Source organism: Desulfitobacterium metallireducens DSM 15288 (assembly GCF_000231405.2).
Lineage (GTDB): Bacteria > Bacillota > Desulfitobacteriia > Desulfitobacteriales > Desulfitobacteriaceae > Desulfitobacterium_A > Desulfitobacterium_A metallireducens.
On sequence record NZ_CP007032.1, the window covers coordinates 2,808,455 to 2,834,138 of the forward strand.

General features: G+C 36.6%; 22 protein-coding genes. 3 read left to right on the top strand and 19 right to left on the bottom strand.

The window, feature by feature from the left end; translation table 11 throughout:
• Positions 1 to 3 precede the first annotated feature (3 nt).
• The 4 genes from DESME_RS13615 to DESME_RS13630 all read right to left on the bottom strand — a co-directional run bounded on the left by DESME_RS13615 (position 4) and on the right by DESME_RS13630 (position 6,063).
• Positions 4 to 1,569, bottom strand: coding sequence for a RyR domain-containing protein (locus tag DESME_RS13615; RefSeq protein WP_167998847.1), 1,566 nt, complete (start codon positions 1,567 to 1,569; stop codon positions 4 to 6).
• A 288-nt stretch (positions 1,570 to 1,857) separates the two neighbouring features.
• Positions 1,858 to 3,171, bottom strand: coding sequence for a nucleotide sugar dehydrogenase (locus DESME_RS13620; protein WP_006718068.1), 1,314 nt, complete (start codon positions 3,169 to 3,171; stop codon positions 1,858 to 1,860).
• 34 nt (positions 3,172 to 3,205) lie between these two features.
• Positions 3,206 to 4,336 (bottom strand): DegT/DnrJ/EryC1/StrS family aminotransferase, encoded by a 1,131-nt coding sequence (locus DESME_RS13625; protein WP_006718067.1) that lies wholly within the window; start codon positions 4,334 to 4,336, stop codon positions 3,206 to 3,208.
• Between the two features lie 293 nt (positions 4,337 to 4,629).
• Entirely contained in the window at positions 4,630 to 6,063 is a 1,434-nt protein-coding gene (locus DESME_RS13630) for a cell wall-binding repeat-containing protein (protein WP_006718066.1), read from the bottom strand.
• Positions 6,064 to 6,307: 244 nt separating this feature from the next.
• Here DESME_RS13630 and DESME_RS13635 point away from each other — a divergent pair, with 244 nt between their 5' ends.
• Genes DESME_RS13635 through DESME_RS13645 form a run of 3 tightly spaced genes read left to right on the top strand, consistent with a single transcriptional unit; the run spans position 6,308 to position 8,824 of the window.
• On the top strand, positions 6,308 to 7,192 hold the full coding sequence (locus DESME_RS13635; protein WP_006718065.1) for an ABC transporter ATP-binding protein: 885 nt from the start codon (positions 6,308 to 6,310) through the stop codon (positions 7,190 to 7,192).
• 4 nt (positions 7,193 to 7,196) lie between these two features.
• The gene (locus DESME_RS13640) at positions 7,197 to 7,991 is read left to right on the top strand and encodes an ABC transporter permease subunit (RefSeq protein ID WP_006718064.1); all 795 of its coding nucleotides are present in this window, start codon (positions 7,197 to 7,199) and stop codon (positions 7,989 to 7,991) included.
• A 35-nt stretch (positions 7,992 to 8,026) separates the two neighbouring features.
• Positions 8,027 to 8,824 (top strand): ABC transporter permease subunit, encoded by a 798-nt coding sequence (locus DESME_RS13645; RefSeq protein WP_006718063.1) that lies wholly within the window; start codon positions 8,027 to 8,029, stop codon positions 8,822 to 8,824.
• 70 nt (positions 8,825 to 8,894) lie between these two features.
• Here DESME_RS13645 and DESME_RS13650 read toward each other — a convergent pair whose 3' ends face one another.
• The 15 genes from DESME_RS13650 to DESME_RS13720 all read right to left on the bottom strand — a co-directional run bounded on the left by DESME_RS13650 (position 8,895) and on the right by DESME_RS13720 (position 25,679).
• A complete protein-coding gene (locus tag DESME_RS13650) occupies positions 8,895 to 9,380 on the bottom strand; it encodes a DUF1003 domain-containing protein (RefSeq protein ID WP_006718062.1) in 486 nt (161 codons plus the stop codon).
• 242 nt (positions 9,381 to 9,622) lie between these two features.
• Complete coding sequence (locus DESME_RS13655; protein WP_006718061.1) at positions 9,623 to 9,835, bottom strand: hypothetical protein; 213 nt, start codon at positions 9,833 to 9,835, stop codon at positions 9,623 to 9,625.
• A 68-nt stretch (positions 9,836 to 9,903) separates the two neighbouring features.
• Positions 9,904 to 11,316, bottom strand: coding sequence for a glucose-6-phosphate isomerase (locus tag DESME_RS13660; protein ID WP_006718060.1), 1,413 nt, complete (start codon positions 11,314 to 11,316; stop codon positions 9,904 to 9,906).
• A gap of 42 nt (positions 11,317 to 11,358) precedes the next feature.
• Positions 11,359 to 11,685: an EamA family transporter gene (locus tag DESME_RS13665; RefSeq protein ID WP_006718059.1), complete on the bottom strand. Its 327-nt coding sequence runs from the start codon at positions 11,683 to 11,685 to the stop codon at positions 11,359 to 11,361.
• Positions 11,682 to 12,023, bottom strand: a complete 342-nt coding sequence (locus DESME_RS13670; RefSeq protein WP_025248820.1) for an EamA family transporter — start codon at positions 12,021 to 12,023, stop codon at positions 11,682 to 11,684. Before DESME_RS13670 ends, DESME_RS13665 begins: the two co-directional genes overlap by 4 nt.
• Positions 12,024 to 12,028: 5 nt before the next feature.
• Positions 12,029 to 12,973, bottom strand: coding sequence for a glycosyltransferase (locus tag DESME_RS13675; protein WP_006718057.1), 945 nt, complete (start codon positions 12,971 to 12,973; stop codon positions 12,029 to 12,031).
• A complete protein-coding gene (locus DESME_RS13680) occupies positions 12,963 to 14,090 on the bottom strand; it encodes an FAD-dependent oxidoreductase (RefSeq protein ID WP_006718056.1) in 1,128 nt (375 codons plus the stop codon). Before DESME_RS13680 ends, DESME_RS13675 begins: the two co-directional genes overlap by 11 nt.
• 92 nt (positions 14,091 to 14,182) lie before the next feature.
• Positions 14,183 to 14,980 (bottom strand): glycosyltransferase family 2 protein, encoded by a 798-nt coding sequence (locus tag DESME_RS13685; protein WP_006718055.1) that lies wholly within the window; start codon positions 14,978 to 14,980, stop codon positions 14,183 to 14,185.
• The gene (locus tag DESME_RS13690; protein ID WP_006718054.1) at positions 14,977 to 15,765 is read right to left on the bottom strand and encodes a sugar phosphate isomerase/epimerase family protein; all 789 of its coding nucleotides are present in this window, start codon (positions 15,763 to 15,765) and stop codon (positions 14,977 to 14,979) included. The genes DESME_RS13685 and DESME_RS13690 overlap by 4 nt, the downstream gene beginning before the upstream one ends.
• On the bottom strand, positions 15,762 to 18,407 hold the full coding sequence (locus tag DESME_RS13695) for a hypothetical protein (protein ID WP_006718053.1): 2,646 nt from the start codon (positions 18,405 to 18,407) through the stop codon (positions 15,762 to 15,764). The genes DESME_RS13690 and DESME_RS13695 overlap by 4 nt, the downstream gene beginning before the upstream one ends.
• Positions 18,376 to 19,293 carry an NAD-dependent epimerase/dehydratase family protein gene (locus DESME_RS13700; RefSeq protein ID WP_006718052.1) on the bottom strand — a complete coding sequence of 306 codons (918 nt, stop codon included), beginning with the start codon at positions 19,291 to 19,293 and terminating at the stop codon, positions 18,376 to 18,378. The genes DESME_RS13695 and DESME_RS13700 overlap by 32 nt, the downstream gene beginning before the upstream one ends.
• Before the next feature lie 106 nt (positions 19,294 to 19,399).
• The gene (locus DESME_RS13705) at positions 19,400 to 22,807 is read right to left on the bottom strand and encodes a hypothetical protein (protein WP_006718051.1); all 3,408 of its coding nucleotides are present in this window, start codon (positions 22,805 to 22,807) and stop codon (positions 19,400 to 19,402) included.
• 362 nt (positions 22,808 to 23,169) lie between these two features.
• Positions 23,170 to 23,928 (bottom strand): sulfite exporter TauE/SafE family protein, encoded by a 759-nt coding sequence (locus tag DESME_RS13710; RefSeq protein WP_006718050.1) that lies wholly within the window; start codon positions 23,926 to 23,928, stop codon positions 23,170 to 23,172.
• A 211-nt stretch (positions 23,929 to 24,139) separates the two neighbouring features.
• Positions 24,140 to 24,910, bottom strand: coding sequence for an ABC transporter permease (locus DESME_RS13715; protein ID WP_174377965.1), 771 nt, complete (start codon positions 24,908 to 24,910; stop codon positions 24,140 to 24,142).
• Positions 24,834 to 25,679, bottom strand: a complete 846-nt coding sequence (locus DESME_RS13720) for an ABC transporter ATP-binding protein (RefSeq protein ID WP_006718048.1) — start codon at positions 25,677 to 25,679, stop codon at positions 24,834 to 24,836. The genes DESME_RS13715 and DESME_RS13720 overlap by 77 nt, the downstream gene beginning before the upstream one ends.
• Positions 25,680 to 25,684: the final 5 nt, after the last annotated feature.

Genomic DNA, 25,684 nt, shown 5'->3' on the forward strand with positions numbered 1-25,684 from the left:
TAATTACGGCCAAAGGATTTCAGGAATTAGAGTATAGACGGATTGATCCTTATTCATGTCATCTTCACTCAATTCCTTATACGGGACTAAACAATTATGTTTTCTCTCAGGATCTGAACGATCTTTATCATATTCCCAATTGTGCAGATAGTGATATTTACACCATCGAATATGTTCAATTTCCGATAGCACTTCTTTTTTCTCCTGCGTAAGATTCTTAAGTTCTTTTTCCAGTTTTTCTTTGAGTTTTGCTCGAAAATCAGCTTCTTCTTTACATAAATCATCTATACGATAGTCCTTTTCAGTTAAGCCAAGTAATCTAAGTTTCACTTCAATATGATCGGCTTGTGAAATATTAGAATATCGTTGAAACGCATTAAGGGTATTCCAAGTTGAACACTCATTCTGATTTGTGTCCTTTTTCTTATTTGTACACTTATTCTTATTTCTACAACGGTCATTCTCATCGGACAAGTAAGTGCATCCAGGGCTTGCCTTCTTATTGCAAATATTACTCTTAAGATAAATTGCATGGATTCTCTTCGCTCTTTTTAGTAATTCTTCATTCATGACAATTTCAGGTGAGCAGATATCCTTTGGACTACCAAATGATACTATTTTAGGTTTATCTACATCTTTAGGTTTACAAAATAAAGTCTGAATAAAATCATCAGAATCAGATTTGATATGGATCTCTTTAACAGGACATAAGCTAATCAATTGACTAAGAATTTCAATATTTTTATTGGATTGGTCACAGAGAATAACTCGGTTTGCCTCTTTCAAGAGCTCTAAATCTTCATACCAAGCATCATTATGGTAAAATATCGCATCTCCATTGGGATTATGTTTATCAATGTTGGATATGCGACCAAGTTGATAATGCAATGCTTTAAAGGCATTAAAGTCACCAAAAATATGATACTCTACTCCAGTTTCTACACTAAACGTATTCTGGACAAACCCATGCGTAAACAGACTCTGGCCATATTCACCGAATCCGATAATGACTATCTTACAGGGTGCATCGATAGGATGATCCCTCCAATAAATCCTTGCGCAATTCTCAGGGAGATTAAAGACATGGATATTTTCATTTTGCAAATTATCACGAATTACATTGTTGAGATGTAAATAGATTTTCTGATTCATCCTCGGATTGCTTAAGTTCGCATTATAAAATTCGATAGTCTCATTATCATTATCGAACATAAGGATTTGTTTAGAAGCTCTTAAGGAGATATTGTTGTCAATTTTGACTGCACGTTTTCCGAGTTCTTTCTTAAGAACCGTAGCATAAATAGAACTTCCATATACAGCGCAGCTATCAGCTCTTTTCGTCCTAAATTGCAATTCTAAAAAATCTCTTACTGATTTGAATACTGTAACCACAATTCCAATCGTCGCTATAGGCGAAAGCCACCTTGCTACTTCTACGAAAACATTAATATCATTGAGATCTGTATTGAATTGATAAAGTCTTAAGGCGCTGTATGCTGCCCAGGATATATTATTGTTATAGAGCGGCATATAGCCTATAAAGCCAATGATAAATGGAATTACAAGCAATATCTTCTTGATTATACTTATTAACTTGTTGCTTTTTCTCATATCTCTCTCGCATTCTAAATTATTACCCAGGATTTGTATTATCGATTAAATTCTTTATATTTGCAAAATATCCTGCATAGGTATCGGAGTTATTTTCCATTTATATCAGATATACTCAAAGGCCTCAACCGATCGAAATCACACGGGAGTATAAAAACGATGCCAAGCACGTTATCTTACGCGCTTGGCATCGTTATTGTCAGAATTGTTTTCCTTTGTGTGGGGGTACGACCCCCAGTTCTAGTTCTACAGCAATACAATATTATCCCGATTGTTTACATTCTTAGCTGCATTCTTCGTGTCAAATACCCACCGAGAATTTTCGGCAACGAAATCATAATCAACATTTGTATGCGCCGTCGTAATAACCACTAAATCATAGTCTTTGAGGATATTGGCATCAATACTATCCAGTCCTTTAAACTTTTCACCATTAAACCGATACTCCTGGATATAGGAGTCATAGTAATCAACAGATGCCCCTTCTTTTTTCAAGAGATCGATAACCCGAAGCGCCGGGCTTTCTCGATAATCATCAATATCCTGTTTATAAGCCACACCCAGGGTAAGAATTTTTGAACCGTTAAGCGCTTTCTTGTCCTTGTTTAAAATATCGCCTGCTCTCTCAACGCAGTATTCAGGCATTCTATCATTAATCATCATCGAGCTCTCGATCATCGAGGTATGGAAACCGTACTCTCTTGCTTTCCAAGAAAGGTAATAGGGATCGAGAGGTATGCAATGTCCGCCTAAGCCGGGACCTGGATAAAAGGCTTGGAAGCCATAAGGTTTAGTCTTGGCCGCATCAACAACTTCCCAGAAATTAATGCCCATCTTATGACAAAGCATAGAAAGTTCATTGACCAATCCGATGTTAACATTACGGTAGGTGTTTTCGAGAATTTTCTCCATCTCAGCTATAGCCGGACTAGACACGGTAAATACATCTCCCGCCAGCACGGTACGATACATAGCTGCAATAACTTCAGTTGCATCTTCGCCAATAGCACCTACGACTTTAGGTGTGTTTTTCGTTTTAAAAATCAGATTGCCGGGATCAACACGTTCTGGAGAAAATCCGAGGTAAAAGTCCTCACCACATTTTAAACCAGAGCCTTGTTCAAGGATTGGCTTGATCAGTTCTTCTGTTGTACCAGGATAGGTCGTCGATTCCAACACGACCATCGTTTCTCTTTTAAGATATTTAGCCACTTCCTCAGAGGATGACTTAACATAGCTAATGTCTGGCTGCTGATGAGAATCCAGCGGTGTAGGAACGCAAATCGCAATAAAGTCAACGTCCTTTACAAAACTGAAGTCTGTTGTTGCCGAGAGCATCCCTTTTTCGACTAACTCTTTAAGGTCGCTATCCACAACATCGCCGATATAATTATGACCCTCATTAACCATATCCACCTTTGCGGACTGGACATCAAAACCAATGGTCTTAAATCCGGCTTTCGCCTTTTCGACAGCAAGAGGTAACCCAACATAGCCGATGCCTACTACACCCACTGTTATTTCTTTGTTTTTGATTTTATTAAGTAATTTTTGCTTCATTAAATTAAGCCCTCCGTATACTCTAATTTTGGAATCACTTGATCAAAATCTTTTTAACGCTTTCGGCAATAACCTCAACTTCGCTTTCACTGAGATACGGATGCATTGGCAACGATAAAACAGTATCGCAAAGTACATTGGTCACTTCAAAATCACGCTCATCAAACTCTAAACCGCTAAAAGCACCCTGCTTATGCATCGGCTTAACATAATAGATCATACTCGGGATGCCTTGCTCTTTCAATTTGGCTTGCAGTTCATCTCTCTGTTCTTTACTTTTCAGCTTAAGGGTGTACTGAGCAAAGCTTGAATAGAAGCCTTCCGGGATGACCGGTATTTCTACAACATTTTTCAGTTTCTCATTGTAAAGCTGAAAAACTCGATTCACATCTTCGAGCTCATGCTCGATGAACGCCTGCAATTTCACTTTTAAGATTGCGGCTTGAATGGTGTCGAGTCGTGAATTTAGACCCAGTCTTACATTATCGTATTTATTATCCCCTTTACCATGTACTCTGAAGGATTTCAACAACTTGGCCACTTCATCATCATTGGTAAAAACTGCGCCGCCATCTCCATAGCAGCCTAGGGGTTTAGCAGGAAAAAACGAAGTAGTAGCTGCGTCTCCAAAGCTGCAAGCGACTTGATCACCAATTCTGCCGCCGAAGCCTTGAGCCCCATCTTCCAGTACCTTTAATCCATATTTTTTGGCAATCCGTTCGATTTCAGGATAGTTTGCAGGCAATCCGAATAAATCGACGGTAATAATAACACGGGGAGTGAATTTTCCTTCTGCAATCGTCCTTTGAATGGCATTTTCTAATTTTACACTGTCAATGTTAAAGGTCTCTCGATCCACATCAACGAACACAGGTGTCGCTCCTTGCGAAGAAACAATTTCACCCGATGAAAAGAAAGTAAAGTCAGGGACAAATACTGCATCTCCCTCCTTTATATCCCATGCCATCATCATCAAGGTCAAGGCATCTGTTCCGTTAGCGCAGGTTACGCAATGCTTAACTCCAACATACTGAGCCAACTGTTCCTCAAGGTCTGCGACTTGCTTACCGCTAATAAAGTTCGAATCAAGCAATACTTCTTGAATGGCCTTATCAATCTCGGGTTTATAATTTTGGTATTGTGCTTTTAAGTCTCTGAATTCCACCGATGATGCACCTCTTCATAATTTTATATTAATCCCAGCATACTTCCCATTCTTAACACAAACTGTAGACAAACTAAATTTATTATACGACGTGGTGAAAAGGAGTGCAATTAATTTGAGTTAATTGACGATAAAATGAATTTTTTTTAGCATTCTTGTCTCCCAAATTACTAAATTCATTATACGGCTTAGTCTAAGTGAGTGCAATTGATTCAATTTCTCTGTACATATTACGAATAAAAAGCCAGAGCGCATAAAAACGTTCTGGCAGTTCTTTAATCGTTGTTAATAGCCTAATGAAGAGGATGAATAGCCAGGTCACCAACTAACCATTTACCATCAATTCGTGTAAAGGTAATTGTGCCAGAAAAATGTTCTGTGAAATTTTTACCATTTACGGTCCCTTCAAGCGAAATATCTGTGATTTCTAAAGTTGCTTCATCTCCGTTAATTGAGAAACCAGAATAGGTAATTCCTTTAACATTCTGTATAACTTTATCTCTCAACATAGTTGCATTATTGGCTGTTATGTTTTTTTCTATCCCCATTTGAAATCCTGATGAAGTAGCTAGAGCATAGAGTTCAGTTTTAGGCGTAAGATTACGATAATCGTAAGTCATGAAAATTGAAGTAAAACTGGATGCTAAATTCTCAGCATCTTGTTGAGAGATAGAATCTTGGATTAATCCATCGGTTAGCTTTGAAGTCCCATTTAGGGTTGAATCAATTGCCGAAACTAATTCTTCCGGAACAATAGCTTTCCCGCCAAATGAAATTAAGTTAGCCTTAATTCCGCTAGTTCGAAGAGAGTTTAAATAAGGTAAGCTTTGATTTGATACTTGTGTACTATTGGGGTCGACTAATAAAATGGGGGCATTCGTTTTTGCCGCTAATACACTTCCAGCGAGTGCATCAGGAAAGTTATATCCTGATGCTAAATAAATAGTGTTGGGCGCTTTATTAAAATATTGAACGATCTTAACTGCAGTTTCAAATCGATCTAATCCATCCAATCGCACTATTTCCGAATCGGGAAATAGTGTTTTAAGTTTATTTTCGATTTCTATTGAAACTGCTCCAGGACCCCCGGTAATATAAATCTTAGATGGTTTTAAAGTTTGGATATAGTCATTGACTACATTGGGTAGGTCGTTATTTACCAAAAGAATAGACCAGCCATTCTTTGCTGCGAAGCTTGATATACTCAGTGCATCAGGATAATCCTCCCCCGAACTGATGACAATTGGATTATCAGCTTTGGGAAGTATTGCTTTTGCAATGAGTACATCTGTCTCATATTTTGATTGCCCGCCTATACGGTTAATATTTTGATAGCCCATATCATTTAATTTCTTAGTAAAATCAGAGCCAATAGAACCCTCTTCACCAATTAAATAAATATTTCCTTGTAAATCAAGATGTTTAGCTAAATAATCAAAAGCAGAATCTGAGGCTTCTATAGTCGGTGCAATGAGAATTATGGGGGCATTCAATTTGCTTGCCAAAACACTGGCAGGTAAAGCATTGGCAAAACTTTCACCTGATACTAAAACAACGCTGTTTACCTTTCCAGGGTAAGCTCGTTCGGAGATAATTTTTGCAGTCTCATATCTGTCCAATCCATCCAATCTTTCTGGATTCGTCATAGAACTAGCATACACAGGTTGTAGATTAATCGTCAAAAAAGCAAGCAATAACAATAAACCGAATCGGCTAAAATGTTTCATTAAAATCTAACCCCTTCACAATCATTTTGATTTTACCCTTGTATTTCTACATTTCCTTTTATTTTCCTTTTTTGTAATTTTATCTCTAAACAAATCAGTCCCTTTGTATTGTCAGAATTGTTTCCCGCTGTGTGGGGGTACGACCCTCAAAAATTTGTCCTTCAACTTAAAGGAATTTCGGTGAAATTAGGGAAATGCTTAAATCAGATGGGATAAACTGATTACACGTAAAGGAGGCCGAAGCATGAGCGTTATTGAGATCGATAAACTCACTAAATATTACGGTAAGTCCAGGGGGATTATTGATGTAAGTTTTAAGGTTGAAGAAGGTGAGATTTTTGGCTTCATCGGTCCAAATGGGTCCGGTAAATCGACGACAATCCGGACTTTATTATCCTTGATTTATCCAACGAGCGGCAGTGCCAAGATCTTTGGAAAAGACTGTATAAAATACGCACCTGAAATTGCCCGAGAAATCGGCTATTTACCCTCAGAGGTCTTCTATTACGAAAAAATGAAGGTTCTTGATCTTCTCAAATATTCGGCCAGCTTCTATAAAAAGGATTGCAACCAAAGAATAACGGAATTATCAGAAATCATGGATCTCGACCTCAAGAAAAAAATCGAAGATTTATCCTTTGGTAACCGCAAAAAGGTGGGTATCGTCCAAGCCTTGCTGCATGAACCGAAACTCATCATCATGGATGAGCCGACCAGCGGTCTTGATCCCCTGATGCAGCAGAAATTCTTCAACGTATTACAGGAAGAAAACAAAAAAGGGGCGACCATTCTTTTATCGTCCCATATTTTAAACGAGGTCCAAAGGTTGTGCAGCCGTGTCGCTATTATCAAAGAAGGCAAGATTATCAACGTCGAAACGATCAGCAATTTAACGGAAAACACGTATAAGAAAATTAAGATTGAACTGTCCTCTGAAATCAATAGGAATTACTTCCAAATTTCCGGAGTCAGCAATCTGGAAATCAAAGATCATGTCGTCAGCTTTTTATTTAAGGGCAATATCAATTTAATCCTCAAAAAAATCTCCGAGGTCGAAATAACGAATGTCTGGGTTGAGGAGCCCAATCTCGAAGAGATTTTCATGCATTATTATGAAAAGGAGGCCTAAGGGAATGAACCTATTTCTTCATGAACTGAAGGCTTACCGCAAATCCATCCTGATATGGGCCGGTTCGATGGCCGCGGTCGCCGCTCTGTTTATCCTTATCTTTTCTTCACTTTTAGAGGAAATAGAAGCGTTTAAAGCCGTCCTTAACAGTATGCCAGAAGTCTTAAGAAGGGCGTTGAGCATCTATGTGGACAGCATCTCAACCCTTGAAGGCTTCTACTCCATTGTCTTTGTCTATATCCTTTTGTGCGGAGCCATTCAGGCGATGAATCTGGGATTATCCATCGTCTCAAAGGAAGTGCGCGATAAAACCGCCGAATTTTTATTAACCAAACCGATTAGCCGTCAACACATTCTAACCTCCAAGCTTCTAGCCGCCTTGGCTTCCCTCGTGATGACTAATCTGATTTATTGGGGGATCACCCTTCTGATGACCTTAACAGTCAAAGCGGAATTCAACCTCAAAATCTTCTTCATGATTACCGCCCCGTTATTATTTATTCAACTGATGTTTCTCTCCTTGGGTGTTTTTGTTTCGGTTGTTGCCGGAAAAATCAAATCCGTGAATTCAATATCTCTGAGCACCGTCTTTGCCTTTTTCATTATAAGCACTCTCGGCTCTGTTCTGGGGGATGAAACTGTAAGGTTTATATCGCCGTTTAAATATTTTGATTCGGCCTATATTATTAAAAATGCGGCCTACGAAAGTTCATATCCTCTGATCGGCATTCTCTTTATCCTCATAGCGATAGGGGCCAGCTACCGGGTGTATGTAAAAAAGGATATCCATACCGTTTAGAACAGCCTTGAATTTTAAGGAGGGTAGTCAGGCTTATGAATATTTTTATCAGAGAAATGAAGGCTTATCGAAAATCACTGCTTTTATGGTGCATCGGCATGTTCCTGATGATTGTCAGTGGAATGGCTAAGTATTCGTATTATGCAGAATCAGGTCAGTCCATTAGTGAAATTATCTCTACAATTCCGAAAACCTTGAGAGCGATCTTGGGATTCGGTGATTTTGACGTCACCAAAGCCAGCGGTTTTTACGGAATACTTTTTCTCTACTTGCTGTTCATGGTAACCATCCATGCTTCTATGCTGGGCGCCAATATTATTTCAAAGGAAGAACGGGATAAAACGACCGAATTTTTAATGGTGAAACCGATATCAAGAACTAAAATCTTAACTTCAAAGCTCTTGGCCGCCCTGGCCAATGTCCTGATCTTAAACCTCGTCACTCTCGTTTTATCGATTGCTATTGTCGGCAAGTATAGCCATGGTGAAGCCGTAACCAGCGAAATTCAAATGTTGACCGTTGGCATGTTGATTTTACAAGCCATCTTTCTATTCATCGGTTCAGGTATCGCGGCGATCAGTAAAAACCCGAAGAATTCGGGTTCGATCGCCACGGCAGTACTGCTTGTCGCTTTTATCTTATCCATCGCCGTCGATATGAATAGCAAGCTTGAGGGCTTGAAATATATCACGCCTTTTAAATATTTTACGGCCCAAAGTGTGATCAATGGCGGGAGATTGGAACCTCTATTTGTGATTTTATCTTTTGTCCTTATTGCAGCCCTGATAAGCATCACTTATCTATTTTATAAAAATAGAGATTTAAATGTATAGAGGCTAATTTGATCCTTTAAGATGGCTACGGCACAAGCTAATTGCTGTGGGAGGTCGGCTGACTCAAATATTATCTGGAATGGATCGGGTTACTCGAGTTTTCTAACAGTTTCTTAATTTTTATTATATCCGCTTCCATTCTATGTAAATGTTGTTGTATGTCATCAATTTCCTTTTCAGCCTTATAGTTTATCGCAAAGTCAATCAATGATTCATGTTTGTCATGTTCTGCATGTCGATTTTGGCTCATCATAATGATCGGTGCCTGGAAGGCAGCAATAAATGATAGGACAAGATTTAATAGAATGAACGGCGGTGGATCGAAATGGCCTATAACTAAAACCGTATTAGTTATTATCCATAAGGCGAGAAAACCACTAAACAGCATGATGAATTTCCAACTGCCGCCAAAAGCTGCTATCCGATCAGCCAGACGATCTGACCACTTAGTACTTCTGAGGTATTGCTTATCAAGTTGTCGTTCTATAGTGTTCTCATATTCTTTGATGATCATCTCAATACGTTTTGTATAATCTTTGAGTTGATTTTCGTCCATAATTATAACCATTCCTTTCGCTACGCTCAGGACAAAACGTGAAAAATACCAATCAAGAACGCTTCTGAAAGCAAGACCCCCGATAAAACCTTAACATGCTTTTCATTTCTTACGAAATTCGAAGTGAGAAAAAAATTATGATCTTGGAAATGAGAATAAATACTCCTTCATATTGATCCGGAAAGCCCAAAGTTGCAATGATTGAATTCATAGTTCTCTATTTTGTTGATAGTTCAAAAAATTTAAAGCCAAGGAATCTTATCCATATAATCTCCTCTTAAAATCGGGAGAAACTGGGATCTTAGCGGTTCATCCACATCTTTAAGTCTTAAATCATCCAATTTTAGAACTTCGCTTGTATCAAGATGAAGTTTATCCGCAAGGTCCTTTGCAGTTAAGTATTGATTTTTGCGTAACTCTTTAACCGTCTTCCTCATTAAAGACCAATTAAACATAGTAGCACCACCTCATTCACGAACACCAGGATATATTATACCCACTTGAATTAACAACTCGTTAAGTACTAAATTATATATTTCTTACAAATAGATTCTTCTATCTCTGATCGTCTCTGTTCATACCCGGGTCTACCCATTAAAGCATATGTACCGATTTTGCCCTCTTCTACACCAGGTTGGTCAAAAGCGTTTATATTTAAAAGTTCACCCATATACGCCGTTTCCCATTCTAGTAGTAAGAGGAGTTGTCCAACAGTGTAAGCATTAAGCTCAGGGAGAATGATATTTTGATGAAGACGACCTGCTAATGATAGCGCGTATTCTGTTGCCTTATGTTCTGCGCGCAACAAATCTCCGAGCTGATGCCCCCCTAAGAATTGAATATTCTGCTCTAAATCATCATCCTTGGGGATTAAAATTTCCTCATCAAATATCCTAACGGTTACAAAGGTAAAAATCTTATCATTAGGGCCTTCTGTATAAAGCTGCACTTGAGAGTGCTGATCTGTAACTCCTAATGCCTTAATCGGCGTCTGACCTGTCCAAATTTCCTGTTCTTGACGATCATAGCGTTTTCCTAGACTTTCCGCCCAGAGTTGCGCATACCAATCGGCCATCGTTTTCAGTCCATCCGCATATGGCATAAAAACAGAGATTGCTTTTCCCCGTTTAAGTGAAAAACATCCTAATGCCGCTCTCAACTGTGCAGGATTTTCAAAGAGATCTTTTTGTTCGCGAATCTTTTTATCCATAGCGATTGCACCGTCAAGTAATTCAAAAATGTTAATACCACATACTGCTGCAGGAAGTAACCCCACCGGAGTTAATTCTGAGAACCGCCCCCCAATCCCTGAAGGGATAACAAAACGACGATATCCTTCATTTTCAGATAAAGTAACGAGATTGCCCTTCTCTTGATCTGTGGTCACTACAATATGTTCATTAAATTGATCCTTACACACCTCTTTAAGCATCTGACGCACAATGAGGAACTGGGCCATCGTCTCAGATGTGTTTCCCGACTTACTAATGACATTAAACATCGTTTTCTCAAGATTTAAACTTTCGAGCAAGTCCTTAAAACGGGTTGGGTCGATATTATCGACGACATAGAAACGGGGTCGATGATTTCGCTTTTCAGAAGAAAGTTCGTTATAGTAATACGGCCGTAGCGCCTGATGCACGGCCTGAGGGCCTAAAGCAGACCCTCCAATTCCTAATAAAACAAAGTTCTCATAATGCTCTGACAAATAATCTGCATACTCTTGAATTTGCTGAGCCTGCCCTTTCATCTCTAATAGCAAGGCAGAAAAGTCTAATTCACCCTGGGCTCTTTTTTGAAGCAAGGCCACACGAGCGATATGCATTTGCGGTTGAAAGGAACATAGGTCCTTCTCCGAAATAGCCTTTGGATTTTTTTCACTTCTCATCATACCCGTATAGTCTAACTGGATAAGACTTTTCTTTCTCTCCTCCACGCTAGCTTCCTCTTTTCATCAATCTCATTTTCATTAACCTACCTATATCGCTACAAACGCAACTCCCAAAGCAATCAATACAACACCAGAGATTTTCCTCAAAGAAATCTCCTCTTTCAATGCGAAATAAGAAATCGCCATCGTCCAGATATAGGTAATTGACGTCAGTGGCAACACCACAGAATAAGGTAAAATCCGCAATAAGTAAATATTAATTAGTGCGGACAAAAAATACAAAATTCCACCATAGTATAGGAACCTATTTTTAAGTAGTACCATGAGGCCCTCGCTGCCGGAGGCCTTTTTTAGGCAAAAGGCAGCCACAGAGCCCATCAGCGTCATGACGATTAAATAAAACATATATTTCATTTCCCATCACCGCCTCCAATTAGGATAATACCCACAATAATAATGCTAATTCCTAGTATCTTAGAGAAAGTAATCTGCTCTCCGAGAATTGCAGATGCTATAAAAACAGTGAGTACATAATTCATACTTAGCATAGGCTGTAAAACTGATAAACTACCAAATCGATAAGCTATTAGCATCACGAGTGCGCCTAGCCCGTATAAAATGAAACCCACAAGGAGCATTGCCAACCCCTGCTCCCCTGACAGCTTCCAAAAAAGCTGTCCAAAACATACGCATAGCGAGGAAAGGAGCATCAGAAGAATACCCTTTTTATTTTTCTTAAAAGATTCTATCATGACACTCACTTCGAAATCTTATTGATGGATTCAATTAGATATTTTTGACGTTTAAAGACCAAATCCACAAGCACAGAAAGGTATTTAATTACAATTGCCTGCATGAGAAAGACTCCAGAAAAACCGCCGGAAAGCAGAAGCATAGTAGTTGTCCACCCCGCAACCGGCTGTTGCCGCCCGAAGAAAATAACGCAAGTATATATTCCAGAGGCGAGAGTGAACGCAAGAAGAAGCACACTGAGTATAATGGAAATTTTATAAGCAACATCTGTAAATAAGATCAAACTATCACCTGCCACACTCCTTCTTTTTTCACTCACGCTCTTACTATAAGTACGACTTGAAAGACTTTTCGCCTGATAAAGCAACGTATCCATCTTTAAGCCGCAGTTTGCATATAGAGCCTTACGATAAGGAATGGTTTTACTGATAGAATGTACCCTGTTAATTGCACGGCGTGACAATATACGGAATGCTTCACTACGTAGCTTATACGAACTATTTGAATGCCTATTATACAATTGATAAAATAGTTTAGACGTCATATTTCGAATTTTTTTCGGTGCTGCACTTACAATATCAAAACCCTTTAAGGAGTGAAAATACACCTTCATAATGGCATTCTCGTCATAATCCATGCAAAGCGAGTCAAATTCATACACAAAATCGCCAATGGATAAGTCACCCCCTGCGTTCATGGAGAGTTCAATTCCTTGATAAAGGCTCATATTAACAATGCTGATCATGGCATTTTCAGCCGTATCAGCAAAGTCACGGATTACCTTGACACTGTCATCTTTGGAACAGTCATTTACACATATAATTTCGAATTTCTTAAAATTATCGTTCAAAATTCTATATAAAGGTGGCAAAAACTCTGAAACTTGATTTGCGTTATCATGCACATAAAGCACTGCCGAAATAAAATTGCTTTCTTTGTTACTTTCCATTTTTAAGTACCTCATCTAAATCATATACTGTGTTTATTTTGCCTGATAGCACACTAATAAAAATAGGATTTCTAGTAAATTCCTTAATAACCGTTGGTCTGGAATCATCTATCTCCGATGCCATTAGAATCGGCTTCATGGAAAAAAGCGAAGTGATATATGAAAATCCATACTCTTCCCTAATGTACTTACGGGCGAGACTGGACATATAATCCCATGCACTTTGTGGCTTTGCCGGACAGTCGTTGCAATTTCCGAGTTGCGTAGACGAGCAGAAGCCACCACTTTTTACCTGACACTCAAAGGTAGGAACGCTATCAAAGCTTGTCATATGTGGGGTAAATGTGACTGAAGTAAGAGAATGGTACCCAGTTTTTCCAAAAGGCATAATTGAGAAAAACGGACCATCCATCACCGTCAGGCCCACATTTTTCAACTTATCGCTGACAGTACACAAAATAATTTCGCATAACTCGTATTTAATTTTAAGAGGCTCGAAGCCCAGCAAGTTCGATACCTGATTTACTGAAGCGTAGGTGGAGTTAAGAATAAAATCACTTTCTAGAATTTTTCCATCCTCTAGAATTACCTTGTAATGAGTACCTTTTTGCTCTATATTTTGTATTTTTGCATTATAGCGGATTTCGATATTGGAATATTTAGCAATATTTTCGAGGAAATATTCTTTTAAGACTTGTGCATCATAGGTATATTCGCGAGTAAGGAAAGTACCATCACATATGTCATCATTGAAGTACTTTTTCGGCGCAATATCTGCACACATTATGTTCGCGTCCTTGCAAAATTTGCGAAACTGCTCCGCATTTGTCCATGAGAAATTGGCTGAAGTCGCGTATACCTGATCAAATTCCGAGTGGATGCAAAAGCCATAATCTGCACAAAACCGTTCAAAATAGTGCGCTGATTTTATGGCAGTAGAGTAGGAGCGAGGATAATGATACCCCATATGTACCCGTGCCTGGTTAATATATGTTGCTCGCCTGAAAGGCCCATCGTCTATTTCTAAGACAATTACCTTTTCTCCTCGTTTTCCACAGAATAGTGCGGAATACAGACCGTACAGCCCAGCACCAATGATGATTTTATCGTATAGCACTGATGTTCACCCTTTCAATTTCTTTAATATGGATGACTCATCACTGGGTACAGCAATGGGGCTCTCCAACTTAACATCTGTCCATTCTTTAATTAACATTTAGGCTTATACTCTCCCCTTAGATTTTTCAGCAAAATACTCATAAGCTCACTATTTCCTTTTAGAAAACTGATTTTTGTAGGTGTTTTCCCTGTTTTAGGATAGGCTCTAGTCACAGGCAACTCACAGACTTTCAAGCCCAGTTGCGTTGCTCTAACGGAGAGATATGCAAGTAGTTCATAGGTCATAAAAATATCCCGAAAAGGCTGCACTTCAGGGTGCTCCAGATATTTTCTAGAATGTGCGCGAAAGGCGTTCGTCGTATCTGTAAAATGATATTTTGCTGTCAGAGAAATCAAAGGCGCGTGTATTAGACGCACGGACAAATGACGGATAATAGGAGTATTCACAGCGTGCCCGCCCTTAATATACCGTGAACCCTGAATAAAGTCATACCCTTGTTCTAACTTTTCAAGAAACCTCGGAATGTCTTCGATACTATCCTTGTTGTTGCCGTCAATGGTTACAATGCCGTCATAACCGCGTTGGAGTGCCCACCACATCCCCATACGCAGCTGTGCACCCTGTTTGCCCTTGTCGCGCTTTACGAGTAAGGTGTTTACCCCTAATACTTTTAATTGTTCACTTTCTGTACACCCGTCAGTCGAACCACCATCACAAATAATAATGTCCGAGGCTTTATCTATCTGATACCGTTGTGCACGCTGTAACTCATCCCATATGCGGTTTCCCTCATTAATAATTGGAATACATATGCAGTATTTTGTTCTTTTTGGTGCATATTCTTCACATTCAAATTTTGGAACACCGGGTATTTCCTCATAAATCACACAAACACCTCTTTTATATATTGCATAACATTTAATATCGTATCTAAATTATTCTGCGTTCTCATTTCAATAGATACAAAGCCCTGATAATCCTTCTTCCTTAATATTTCTGCTAATTGAGTATGCAATTCTCTCTTCTTAATAACTTCCAAATTAGGTTCACTAATATGAATATGATTGACCAATTGAATATTATCTTCAACCGAGTGCAAGCTTTCCTCATTATAAAGAATTGTGCCCGAATCCACATTAACCTTGAATCCGTCACATTTCACTACTTTCACAAAATCAAAAGCTTCCTGAGTAGAATTGATAAAATTAGTGCCATATAACACAGGGTTTGGCTCCATCGAGAATATAGTATGATGGGTCTTCGCATATTCTCCAAGCTCCCTAAAGAAAGAAGTCGCAATGTTTATATCATTATCTGTCTCATAAATTCTATTTTTAGGACAACCGAACACCAAATTATTACACCCAATTTCTTCCGCAAAGTCAATCGCTTTTTTGGTATAATCAATTAATATGTTGCGTTCCTCTGTACTGCCAAAAATTCTTTCACTTTTTCCAAACCAGATTGACTGCATAGAAGGAATGGAAAGGCCATAGTCTGCCTTTAACTGATTTGCGAACTTTTTTGCATAAATGATCTTTTCATAGGGTAATTGGGGGAAAATACGTGTAGGTGCAATTTCAAGGCCTATAAAACCTGCATTTTGCAGATAGGAATACATTTGATTATCATGTTCTGCCAACCATGCAATATTAGATATAGCTATGTTCATTTAATCACCTCTATATCATTCGGATAAGCGAATGTCTTTAAATCAGTATCTTCGGAAAAATTAGCATGTATCCACTGGGCATCAGTATCAATGCTAATAACATCTATTATTTTATCACCAACTTTTAATTGCTTAGCATCTTTGAGTATCTCGCTATTATTGCGTGTATTGTTAAATAGCAAAATAGGAACTTTAATCCCCACACCATTTCTCCAATTATCATCAGTAATGGATGCAGCCCGTATATGATTACTATTTATGTTATTCTTCTCAAGAGGAATCACTTCTATATTATTCGGATAGGCAAAAGAATTTAGATCAGTATCTTCCGGAAAATTGGCACGAATCCACCGAGCATCAGAATCAATGCTAATGATATCTATTATCTTATCGCCAACTTTTATTTGGTTAGCACCCTTGAGCATCTCGCTGTTTTTATCTGTATTGCTAAATAGCAAAATAGGAACTTTCATTCCAACACCATTTATCCAATTTCCATCAGTAATGGATGCAGGCCGTATATGATTAATATATATGTTATCCTTCTCAAATGGATTCTTTATAATTTCTTCGACCGTTACTTCAGTTATGGAAAGAGATGTTGCATCATTGGGATAGCTATCTAATTCAACTTCGCCAGAACCATCGACCAAAGTAATAGGTATATGATAGTCATCAGTATTTGGTGGAATAAAATAATTAACATAAGGTTCATTGTAAATAGTATAAGCTGTTATATCACTAACATGTACAAATTTGTTGACAAGACCTGTCTTCAAAAAGCTCTTATTAAAATTACTTTTGTAAGACAACTTAACATCAGCAATTCCTTGTATTTTTTTATCTGCTGTACAAAAAAGTTTAAATTTACTGTCAGATATCTTTTCTAGTTTGACAGAAGCATTTGCTTGAATAGTATTAGATTTAGAGCTTCTTTCCCATATAAAGCTATAAATTGTATCAAATGAAATATTATAGTCTTTATACAATTCCCTATAGAAAAACCAGTTTGCGCTTCTAATCCAATATTCCCAAGGAGTAAATTCGCCTTTTATTGTTTGTGCATATGGATATTTACTGGTAGAAAAATCCTGCAAATATTTTATTCTTGCTTTATCCCCCAATACATGAATAATGTAATCTGTTCCTGTTGGCTGAAATTGGCCTGTTATTGTTTCTAATGCTGAAGCATATGTAGAGAAAATGGGTTGGCCATTTAAATATTTTGAAGCTGTGTTTAAACTTGGTGCGTAAGAAGTGAGATATCCGCCCAATTGAGTATTAAATTCTCCATTACGTTCACCTTTTAAAGCAGTAGCCTTATTTAATATCAGCGGCAAAATTAGAAAGAAGCAAATAATAATCACTACAAATTTGATAACATCACTACTTTTTCTCGGGAAAATCTTTGTGAATAAATTACATATTAGTATATATAAATAAGAAACTAGTATTACAAATACGCATAAATAGAGAAATTCATTGTTAAAACCACCTGACATCATGCGATATAAATCGGTTGCAATGATTCCGGAAAGCAAGATATATATTATGCCACCTGAACGTAAGCTTAGGGAGTAAAACTTTTCCTTATTATTAAAAAGCTTATAGATATTATAAAAGATGATACATAATGCAATGAGAACAATAGGAGAATAGTTTAATTGGGAGAGATAATAAGCTTTATTATTAATTGATTGTCCGTAATACCATGACTGATAGCTACTAACCCCCAATGTAAATTCAAACCACGATAAGACATTTCCTCTTGTTAGAAGTGCTAAAAGTATAAAAAAAACGCAGGCAGAAACAACTATATAATAGAAAGTGACTTTCAAAATAGATAGAATATCTTTTTCAAATACATTAATCAAAAAAAGTAAGAATATCAATGATAATGCAATATATGATGAAATGCCATAATCATTAGAGTAGAGAATTCCTGCGCCTGAAAAAGCTGCTAATATAGTTATATAAATAAGTCTTAATTTGCTATTGTTTAGAAACTCATCGTTTTCCTTTTTTTGATAAAGATAAAATATAAAGATTAAACTAAATACTATAATTGGAATAACTGCGCTTCTAATTATTCTTGCAGAATTATGCGGATAAAACATAGCATCTAGGCCTATCCAGAAATCCTTTGGTATTATATTAATAATAAATTGGGGTCTGAGAATATTAACTATAGAAATAATATTTGTAATAAATAAGGCTGATTCTTTTTTCCCCATAATACAGAATGATGTTAGGTAAACACTCAAAACTGAAAAGAGAGAGGTTAATAAATAACTCGCAAATAAGCTAGCTGTAAAATTGTTTCCAAATATAAAAGTGAATAGGGAACCCAATAATAAATGTCCACTTCCCAAATAAACTGGAAATTCTTTAAAAGGTATTTGCCCCGCTAATAATCTTCTCCATACATTGTAGTTTTGAAAATCACCATTAGTGGGAAAATAATCAGAATTAATAATTCTTTGAAGCCCAGAGTTGAAGCATATTAACAGCAATAAAATAACACCTGCATACCAAATAAAACTCTTTATCTTAAATCGTTTAACGAATGGTTTTATAAACCGAGCCATTTTTATGTTTTGTGATGCTATTTTACTGTTCTGCGACAAATCGTTTGATGTCATCCTTTATAAACTCCTTATTAAATATATACCCATCTTTTCCACCTAAAAGTTCTGCATAATTAGTTTTGAAATTATAATTGGGCACAAATTGAGCAACCTCATTTACAAAGTCCGTCCCTTTAATTGAACTATACAGCTCTGAAATAGATACAGGCTCCGTGGCAAGATTTAACTTTCTGATATTAAAATATAGTGCAAGCCGGATATGCTCCCATAAAAACTCCAAATTATAAAACTGAAACGAACCTCTGCTGTCAGTAAAATTAAGAGCACTGAAACCAATATCATTAAAATACTGCTTCACCTGTATTCTTTCTTCATCAGTCAATTTGCAACACTTATAAAACCCATTATCTTGCTTCGTATAAAAAGGTTTAATAAATTCGTTTTTATTGCAAAGCGCTATAAACTTTGTCTCTGTCAACATAGAAGGTATAAGATGAATCAAATCATAAATGAAGTTCTTTTTTATATTTTTCCCATAAAGACCTGGTAATCGAATAATCAGGGCATCTAGCGCCGAGTCCTCAATCATTTTCTCAAGATAATAGCGATTTAGCCCATAAGAATTAAGATTTTCTGTATCAATAGGAACATCCTCATTGACATCCACTGGATTTTTATATACGTCAATAGTAGAAATCAGCACTAGTTTTTTAGGATTGATTTTCTGAATATTTTCAAAGGCTTCCTTTATAGTAGCATAATCCTTTTCCGGACTGTTGTTTGCTAAATACTTTTCCGCAGGAATACCAGCAAACACAAGCAAATCTGGATTTGTACTAAATGCCTCTTTGATATTCTTTGAATTATATAACCTGTCAAAATTAGCCTTCACTGCAATGTTGGAACCGACAAATCCAGTATAGCCTACTAAACTTTTCATACTACTTCTCCTTTTATCTGCTCTTAATTCCTCTTATAGGTTAAACTGGTACAACCCCAAATTGATGGTCCAGCCAAGCGCAACCCTTCGAGTTTTTATCATAAAGCTATCTCAAATTATAATACTTTAATGAATCTGCAGAAATAAAACAGAATTTGTTTATATTAACAGGTATGCTGCTAGTAATTCTTATATCTTTTTGGGGATTATTCCACCAATGATAATCTGTACTCAATCGAATAACATAAGAATGGCTACCCTTTGAAACAGTAAAATTAAACTCGCCAAGTTTACTTTGTGATTGTTCGATGTCAACTTTAGCGGACGAAGCTGCTCCGCTATCTATTTGAAGTAGTAAATACATCGGCTCATTTGATGGTATTCTCTCTGTACTTGCTGTTAAGCTAGTAATGTTGTTTTCAACAACTTGTAATTGAGGAGCTGCTAAAAATTCTTTATTCCCGTCTTTTTCCGCCCAAAGTCTCGGAATTTCGCCTAGATTACGAGCCCAAATTTCAGGCTGATTATTAATCAATTGCAGGCCTTGGGAAATGTTTAATTTCTTCAAGATCACTCCTTGAGTATCAACATCAATTCTTAGTTCATAGGGCATAGACGGCAATTCAAGTACCGCAGAATTTTGCCCCTCTGCATTAATGGTTATAATCTTTGATTGTTGCTCAGAAAATTTTTCATTTTCATTTAAAGTATAGAATAATTGAATACGGCCAGCTGATTTAGAATCAAATTCAACTTTAAGCTGTGTTGGTTTACTTACCCCAATATTATCTTTTAATTTGGGATATTTTTCTCTGAGCTGTCCCATAAATCCAAATGTATAGGGATCAATTCCAGCTGGATTGAGATCTAGCTCTCCCTCGTTCTTAATCTGACCTGAAGAATTATTATAAGAAAGTCGTTGCTTGTTAACAAAATCGAAGGAACCATCGTAAATCGTTCCGGCAAGCAATCCTCTTTTAGTCAGCTCATCAAGATATATATCTTTCTTCTCTTTTAAACTATATACATCAAACATAGGCAACCTAATGAGAGGTGTATAATTCTGATAAATATACTCTGATATCATGTAATACTTGTAATCTACAGATATGCCATCAATGTTACTCCAAAGGTTTCCATTGATAGGAACGAGGATAATAGGTGGCTTAGTTGCTTTAATTTGCTGCAATGCATAATCTTGTGTCTTATCATTACTTATCATAAGCGGTGATTGATTAACATAAACCGGGTTCTTCCTGCCGACCAAAGCATAGAAATAATTACTTGAAGTAAAATCAAAATAAGTTTCCGTAGGAATTAAAACTGTATCCAGGATACTCTTTAAACTTTGTGCATCTGACGGCATAATCGGACCTTTTACCCTGGTGCCGTTAAATGCCTGCGTAGGGGTATATTGTTCTTGATAAGACTGGGATGTTACTGCTTTTGATATAAGCGAGGGGCCCAATCCCTTATATGATGTAACATTTACATTCATCACTAATATTAGTGCAAGTGCTGCTACAAGAAACTTAAACATGTTTAACTTTGATTGTTTATTAATTACAGCAAATGATACCATTGCAAGCGGAATCGTTCCCAATATAGCTATAATTGTATTTTCGTTAAAAGAATGACGTACAATGCCCCTCGATGCATTGAAAATAAAAAACGCCGTAAAGAAAATAGACATAATCCAAGCATCTTTATTTATTATACATGTATTACTATTCTTAAATATTTCCTTTTGATTTCTAGTCAGTACTACGGTTTTGATAACTACCCAAAAAGCACAAAGAAGTGCTGTCAGTGGGAGAAGATAATACCCTATAACATAAGCAAGCATGTCTGAATTCCCAACTGAATTGTATGCCCAACTCTGATTTGATAAGCAAAGCTGAATAAATTCCATAAATCTGTTTATTGGGTTTATTCCCTTTAACCAACAGAGCAATGTAAATAGCAGTAATGCAATCCCATATGTAAATGTTCCTATTAGCACGAATAGTTTAGTGCCCGTCTTTTCCTTAAAAACAAAGCAAGTTAGATAATACACCGATATTCCGCCTAAAAGCGCCGCAAACCCTAAATCTAGCCTGTAAATACATAGAAATAATGTGGTAATCCAAAAAAGCCACATATCGAGCGTCTTATGAGAAGAAATCATTCGTATTACACAAATAGCTACTAGCCCAGACAGTATAAAAGATCCATTAAATAATGTTGTAAGAAGAGGAAAACATAAAATGATAAAAAATGAATTCATGGGCCCTATAAGTCTTCTCAATATATAAAACATGGGAATGAAATAAAGTAACCAATTGTAATTATTATATGAAAAAGCTGCCCAAGGTTCATATCCATTAATTAAAGAATACAAAAATGCGAATATTTCATTTGACATCATATGTGCATCAAAGCTTTCAATTATTGGAATACTTCCAAATCTAAAAAACTGATCTAGCGATAGACCATGATTAGCCATTTCAAAAAACTCGTTACCATCACTGGTCATTCTGAAAGGTTGAGCAATCATAACAACAAAACTAATTAATGTAACTGGTATATACAGCTTGTATATTATATCGACTGCTCTAAAACTACTAATTTTTCTTTTTTCCATGAGAAAATAAAGTAGAATTGAAGCTATAGTAGCTAGAAGCATTAAAACGAGATACATAACGCGAGGCCTGTTAAAAACAATGTTAAAATTTTTATTTAGTATGTTTAATATTTCTAGCGAAATTGATTGGACAATGCCCGTAAATAAAAAGGGTATTCCACTTATAATAATTGCAGCTTTGTATTTTTCAAATTGGTTAATGATTACAGTATTAAGAAATCTTTGTTGAATAAAGTGACAACCGATAATTGATAAAACCCAGCTCAAAATGGCAAATGCTAAATTGGGAGATAGTCCTAATTTTTGAATAATCCAATTTTGAGATAGATTGATTATGAAATCATAACGCATAAACATTACATAAATAAATATTGCAAAGGAGGCAGAAATAAGCAAAGACCAAACAAGCATATCAAAATCTTTTCCATCTTCTTTTTGTGAAAGAAATATCCAACCTAAAAGAACTGCAATACCAATAATATAAGCCGCAAAATCTTTGTTTGTCGTAAATATGCTCGCTAAAATAACTGCAATCCCAATAAAAGAGGAATCTCTAATGAATTCTTTAACTTTTTCATCTATACCAGTCTTGTAATATTTGTTGAATCTAATATATATCAATAAAAAAAAGATCATCAATAATGCCATAACACCAAAAAGCAAAAGAAAGTAACTATCTATGCGGGCTGCGATATTAAGATTTGTAGCAGATGCAGCCGACATAACGTGATCAGAAAAATCGTTAATACCGAATCTAACTTTTAAAAATCCATCGTAAACTGGTAGCACAAGTAATAAGGCAAAAAAAATACTGGTCAAAACTGTATTAAAAATAAAATCAGGTCTACTTTTAATATCAAGCTTAAGTTGGTTTATCCATTTATTCATCACAGATTATAATCTCCTTTTAAGGCTTTAACCAATTACTTTATTTAAAACTTATGCTCAACTTCAGCGGTTAAAATCCCGTCTCTCTTTCTTCCAGACAATCCTATAGATTGACCCTTATACCTTAAACTATTCTTATAATTACCTTGTGATCATATTCTCACACCTATTATTCGATCGTTTTCACGAACATTCACTAATATTCGATAATCAAAGCCCCTTCTCCTCTTTATTATCTTCGAAATCTCTCTCAAAATTAGGAAACAGTTCTAAATACTCTATGTCCTGTTCACTACAAAAAGGCACATCTCGCTCCAAACGGATGTGCCTAATCTAAAATATATTATATAAATTAACCATAATACTTATATCATCTCTAGAGCACTGATTAAAATAACTACTCCCAAAATCGTTCGTATCGATCTTGTTGGAACTTTAGTCGATAGTCCACTTGCTAATAGCACCCCTGGTATAGAACCTATGAGCAAATTTCCAGCCAGTAAATAATTAACATTACCAAAACTTGCATTTAATAATCCTGCAACAGTAACTAGGATAAAGGCATGAGTAATATCTGTTCCCACCAACTCAACAGCAGAAACCCGATACAGATAAAACATCGCCACAGCAAATAAAGATCCGGCGCCTATCGATGTCATTCCAACTATAACCCCAAATAATGCTCCTAAACCAACCGTAAGGACACGCTTTTCTTCAATCGCTTTTAATTGTATAGCATTAAGTTTCATCTTTTCATCGAAAAATATTCGAAACAACATGCTTATCGAAACTGCAATCAAGACATACCCTAAGGTATGTTTGATAAAAGCCTCACGATCCTGAGTATTATAGAAATGGAGAAAGGTTATAGCCATAGCCGCAGATGGAACACTACCCATTGAGAAATACTTAACTAATTGAAAATTGATGGACTTTTGTTGCCAATGCTTAATTATACCAAAAAACTTTGTTATTGAATTATAAAAAAGGTCAGTTCCAACAGCAATAGAGGGATTGACCCCTAATACCAAGAGAATAGGAGTCAGTAGAGTTGCTCCTCCAACACCCGTTAGACCAACCAGAAATCCGACAAGAAGTCCTATTAAAACGATACTTAAACTCATAAGTATACTCCTTATTGTATAACTATTTTTCAATTATGATTACCATTCTACACCTTCCTCTACGCTTTTATTTTCAGTGCGAATAATTGATTGTAGGTTCCTTTAAATTTTGCAAGAATCAGCTACCCCCGTTAATAAGAGACTATTCTCTTCAAGTTTAGCAATATAATGAAAAGAAAGGTTTTTGTTTTCCTGATTAAATAAGTCATATCTAAACCTTATCCAAACCCCATCTTTGACGAATTTTAAATTCAATCCTTCCGAAAATCAGCTTATCTACCGCTAACCCAATTATAATAATTACAATCATAATGGACATCACTTGGCTAATATCAGCTAAATCCCTACCCATCATCAAAATTTGTCCTAGGCCTTTAGTTGCAAAAAGCATTTCTCCAGCCATTAACGCTCTCCATGCAAAGGACCAGCCTTGTTTCAATCCGGCGATAACACTAGGCAAACTAGCTGGAATCGTAACATATCTGTAAATATCAAACCCACTAGCCCCCATAGTCTTAGCGGCACGAATATAAAGAGGGTTGACATTTTTGAGACCAGACATAATTGATAAGGTAATCGCAAAGGTTGAACCAATTGCTATGACGAAGATAATCGCACTTTCATTAAGCCCATACCACAAAATAGCAAACGGAAGCCAACAGACGCTCGGGAGTGTTTGTAGCCCTAGAATTATGGCACTTATGTTCTCATCCAGATACTTAAATCTGATGATGGTTAGCCCAACAATGACACCGATAATTACTGAGACACTATAGCCAATTATAATTCTCTTAAGACTTACTAAGATTGCAATTCCTAAAGTATTATCCTTAATTAAATTGTAAAGCGTCTTTAACACATCAAAAGGGGAAGGAAAAGTATAAGGCTTCCATATTTTTAAATACTCAACGCCTAGTTGATAGACTAATTCCCATAAAAGAATCAAAATCACGTAGAACAGGATTTTTTTGAACAGCCCCATCAATTTTGTATAAATCGCCGGCAATCTCATCCTCCTCCCAATTAAGCTCCTTCTTTATTCTGTCCACTGTTGAAATTTCGTGTTCAATCTGCCTAGGCCGTTCCACTTCTATCTCAAAAACTGTTTTAATTCTTCCTGGATTACTCGCCAAGACTACTACTCTATCTGCCAATATGACGGCTTCTTCCACGTTATGCGTAACGAATATAATTGTTTTCCTCGTTTCCAACCAAATCTTCTGCAATTCTAATTGCAAGTTAGTTTTCGTTTGGCTATCCAAGGCAGCAAATGGCTCGTCCATCAGTAGAATATCCGAATCCAGCGCTAAAGCTCTGGCTAAAGCAATCCTCTGTTTCATACCACCCGATAATTCATGAATATATGAGTCCTTGAATTTTATCAGATGTACCATTTCTAGATAGGCTAGTGCTCTTTTTCTCCGCTCTTCTTTAGGTATTCCAATCATTTTCATCCCAAATTCTACATTATCAATAACCTTTAGCCATGGAAATAAAGCAGATTCTTGGAACATAACTACTCTGTCCTTGCCTGGAGCTTTTATTTCTTTGTCATTTAATAAAATTTCCCCTTCGCTGGCAATCTCCAATCCGGCAATGATATTTAACAACGTTGATTTTCCGCAGCCGGAAGGTCCTAGAATGCAGACAAATTCTCCAGTTTGGATTTCCAATGTGATCCTGTCTAAAACATGAATTGTTTTATGCTTAGAATGAAAATTCTTACTGACATGATCAATTAGTAGGCCCATTCAAA

Coding starts and splice junctions, on each gene's coding strand:
- DESME_RS13655 (WP_006718061.1), bottom strand. CDS start 9,835: ATGTTTAATTGGTCTTTAATGAGGAAGACGGTTAAAGAGTTACGCAAA.
- DESME_RS13675 (WP_006718057.1), bottom strand. CDS start 12,973: ATGGAAAGTAACAAAGAAAGCAATTTTATTTCGGCAGTGCTTTATGTG.
- DESME_RS13720 (WP_006718048.1), bottom strand. CDS start 25,679: ATGGGCCTACTAATTGATCATGTCAGTAAGAATTTTCATTCTAAGCAT.
- DESME_RS13635 (WP_006718065.1), top strand. CDS start 6,308: ATGAGCGTTATTGAGATCGATAAACTCACTAAATATTACGGTAAGTCC.
- DESME_RS13620 (WP_006718068.1), bottom strand. CDS start 3,171: ATGAAGCAAAAATTACTTAATAAAATCAAAAACAAAGAAATAACAGTG.
- DESME_RS13700 (WP_006718052.1), bottom strand. CDS start 19,293: ATGAAAAGTTTAGTAGGCTATACTGGATTTGTCGGTTCCAACATTGCA.
- DESME_RS13630 (WP_006718066.1), bottom strand. CDS start 6,063: ATGAAACATTTTAGCCGATTCGGTTTATTGTTATTGCTTGCTTTTTTG.
- DESME_RS13665 (WP_006718059.1), bottom strand. CDS start 11,685: ATGAAATATATGTTTTATTTAATCGTCATGACGCTGATGGGCTCTGTG.
- DESME_RS13715 (WP_174377965.1), bottom strand. CDS start 24,910: ATGGGGCTGTTCAAAAAAATCCTGTTCTACGTGATTTTGATTCTTTTA.
- DESME_RS13710 (WP_006718050.1), bottom strand. CDS start 23,928: ATGAGTTTAAGTATCGTTTTAATAGGACTTCTTGTCGGATTTCTGGTT.
- DESME_RS13670 (WP_025248820.1), bottom strand. CDS start 12,023: ATGATAGAATCTTTTAAGAAAAATAAAAAGGGTATTCTTCTGATGCTC.
- DESME_RS13640 (WP_006718064.1), top strand. CDS start 7,197: ATGAACCTATTTCTTCATGAACTGAAGGCTTACCGCAAATCCATCCTG.
- DESME_RS13690 (WP_006718054.1), bottom strand. CDS start 15,765: ATGAACATAGCTATATCTAATATTGCATGGTTGGCAGAACATGATAAT.
- DESME_RS13695 (WP_006718053.1), bottom strand. CDS start 18,407: ATGACATCAAACGATTTGTCGCAGAACAGTAAAATAGCATCACAAAAC.
- DESME_RS13645 (WP_006718063.1), top strand. CDS start 8,027: ATGAATATTTTTATCAGAGAAATGAAGGCTTATCGAAAATCACTGCTT.
- DESME_RS13650 (WP_006718062.1), bottom strand. CDS start 9,380: ATGGACGAAAATCAACTCAAAGATTATACAAAACGTATTGAGATGATC.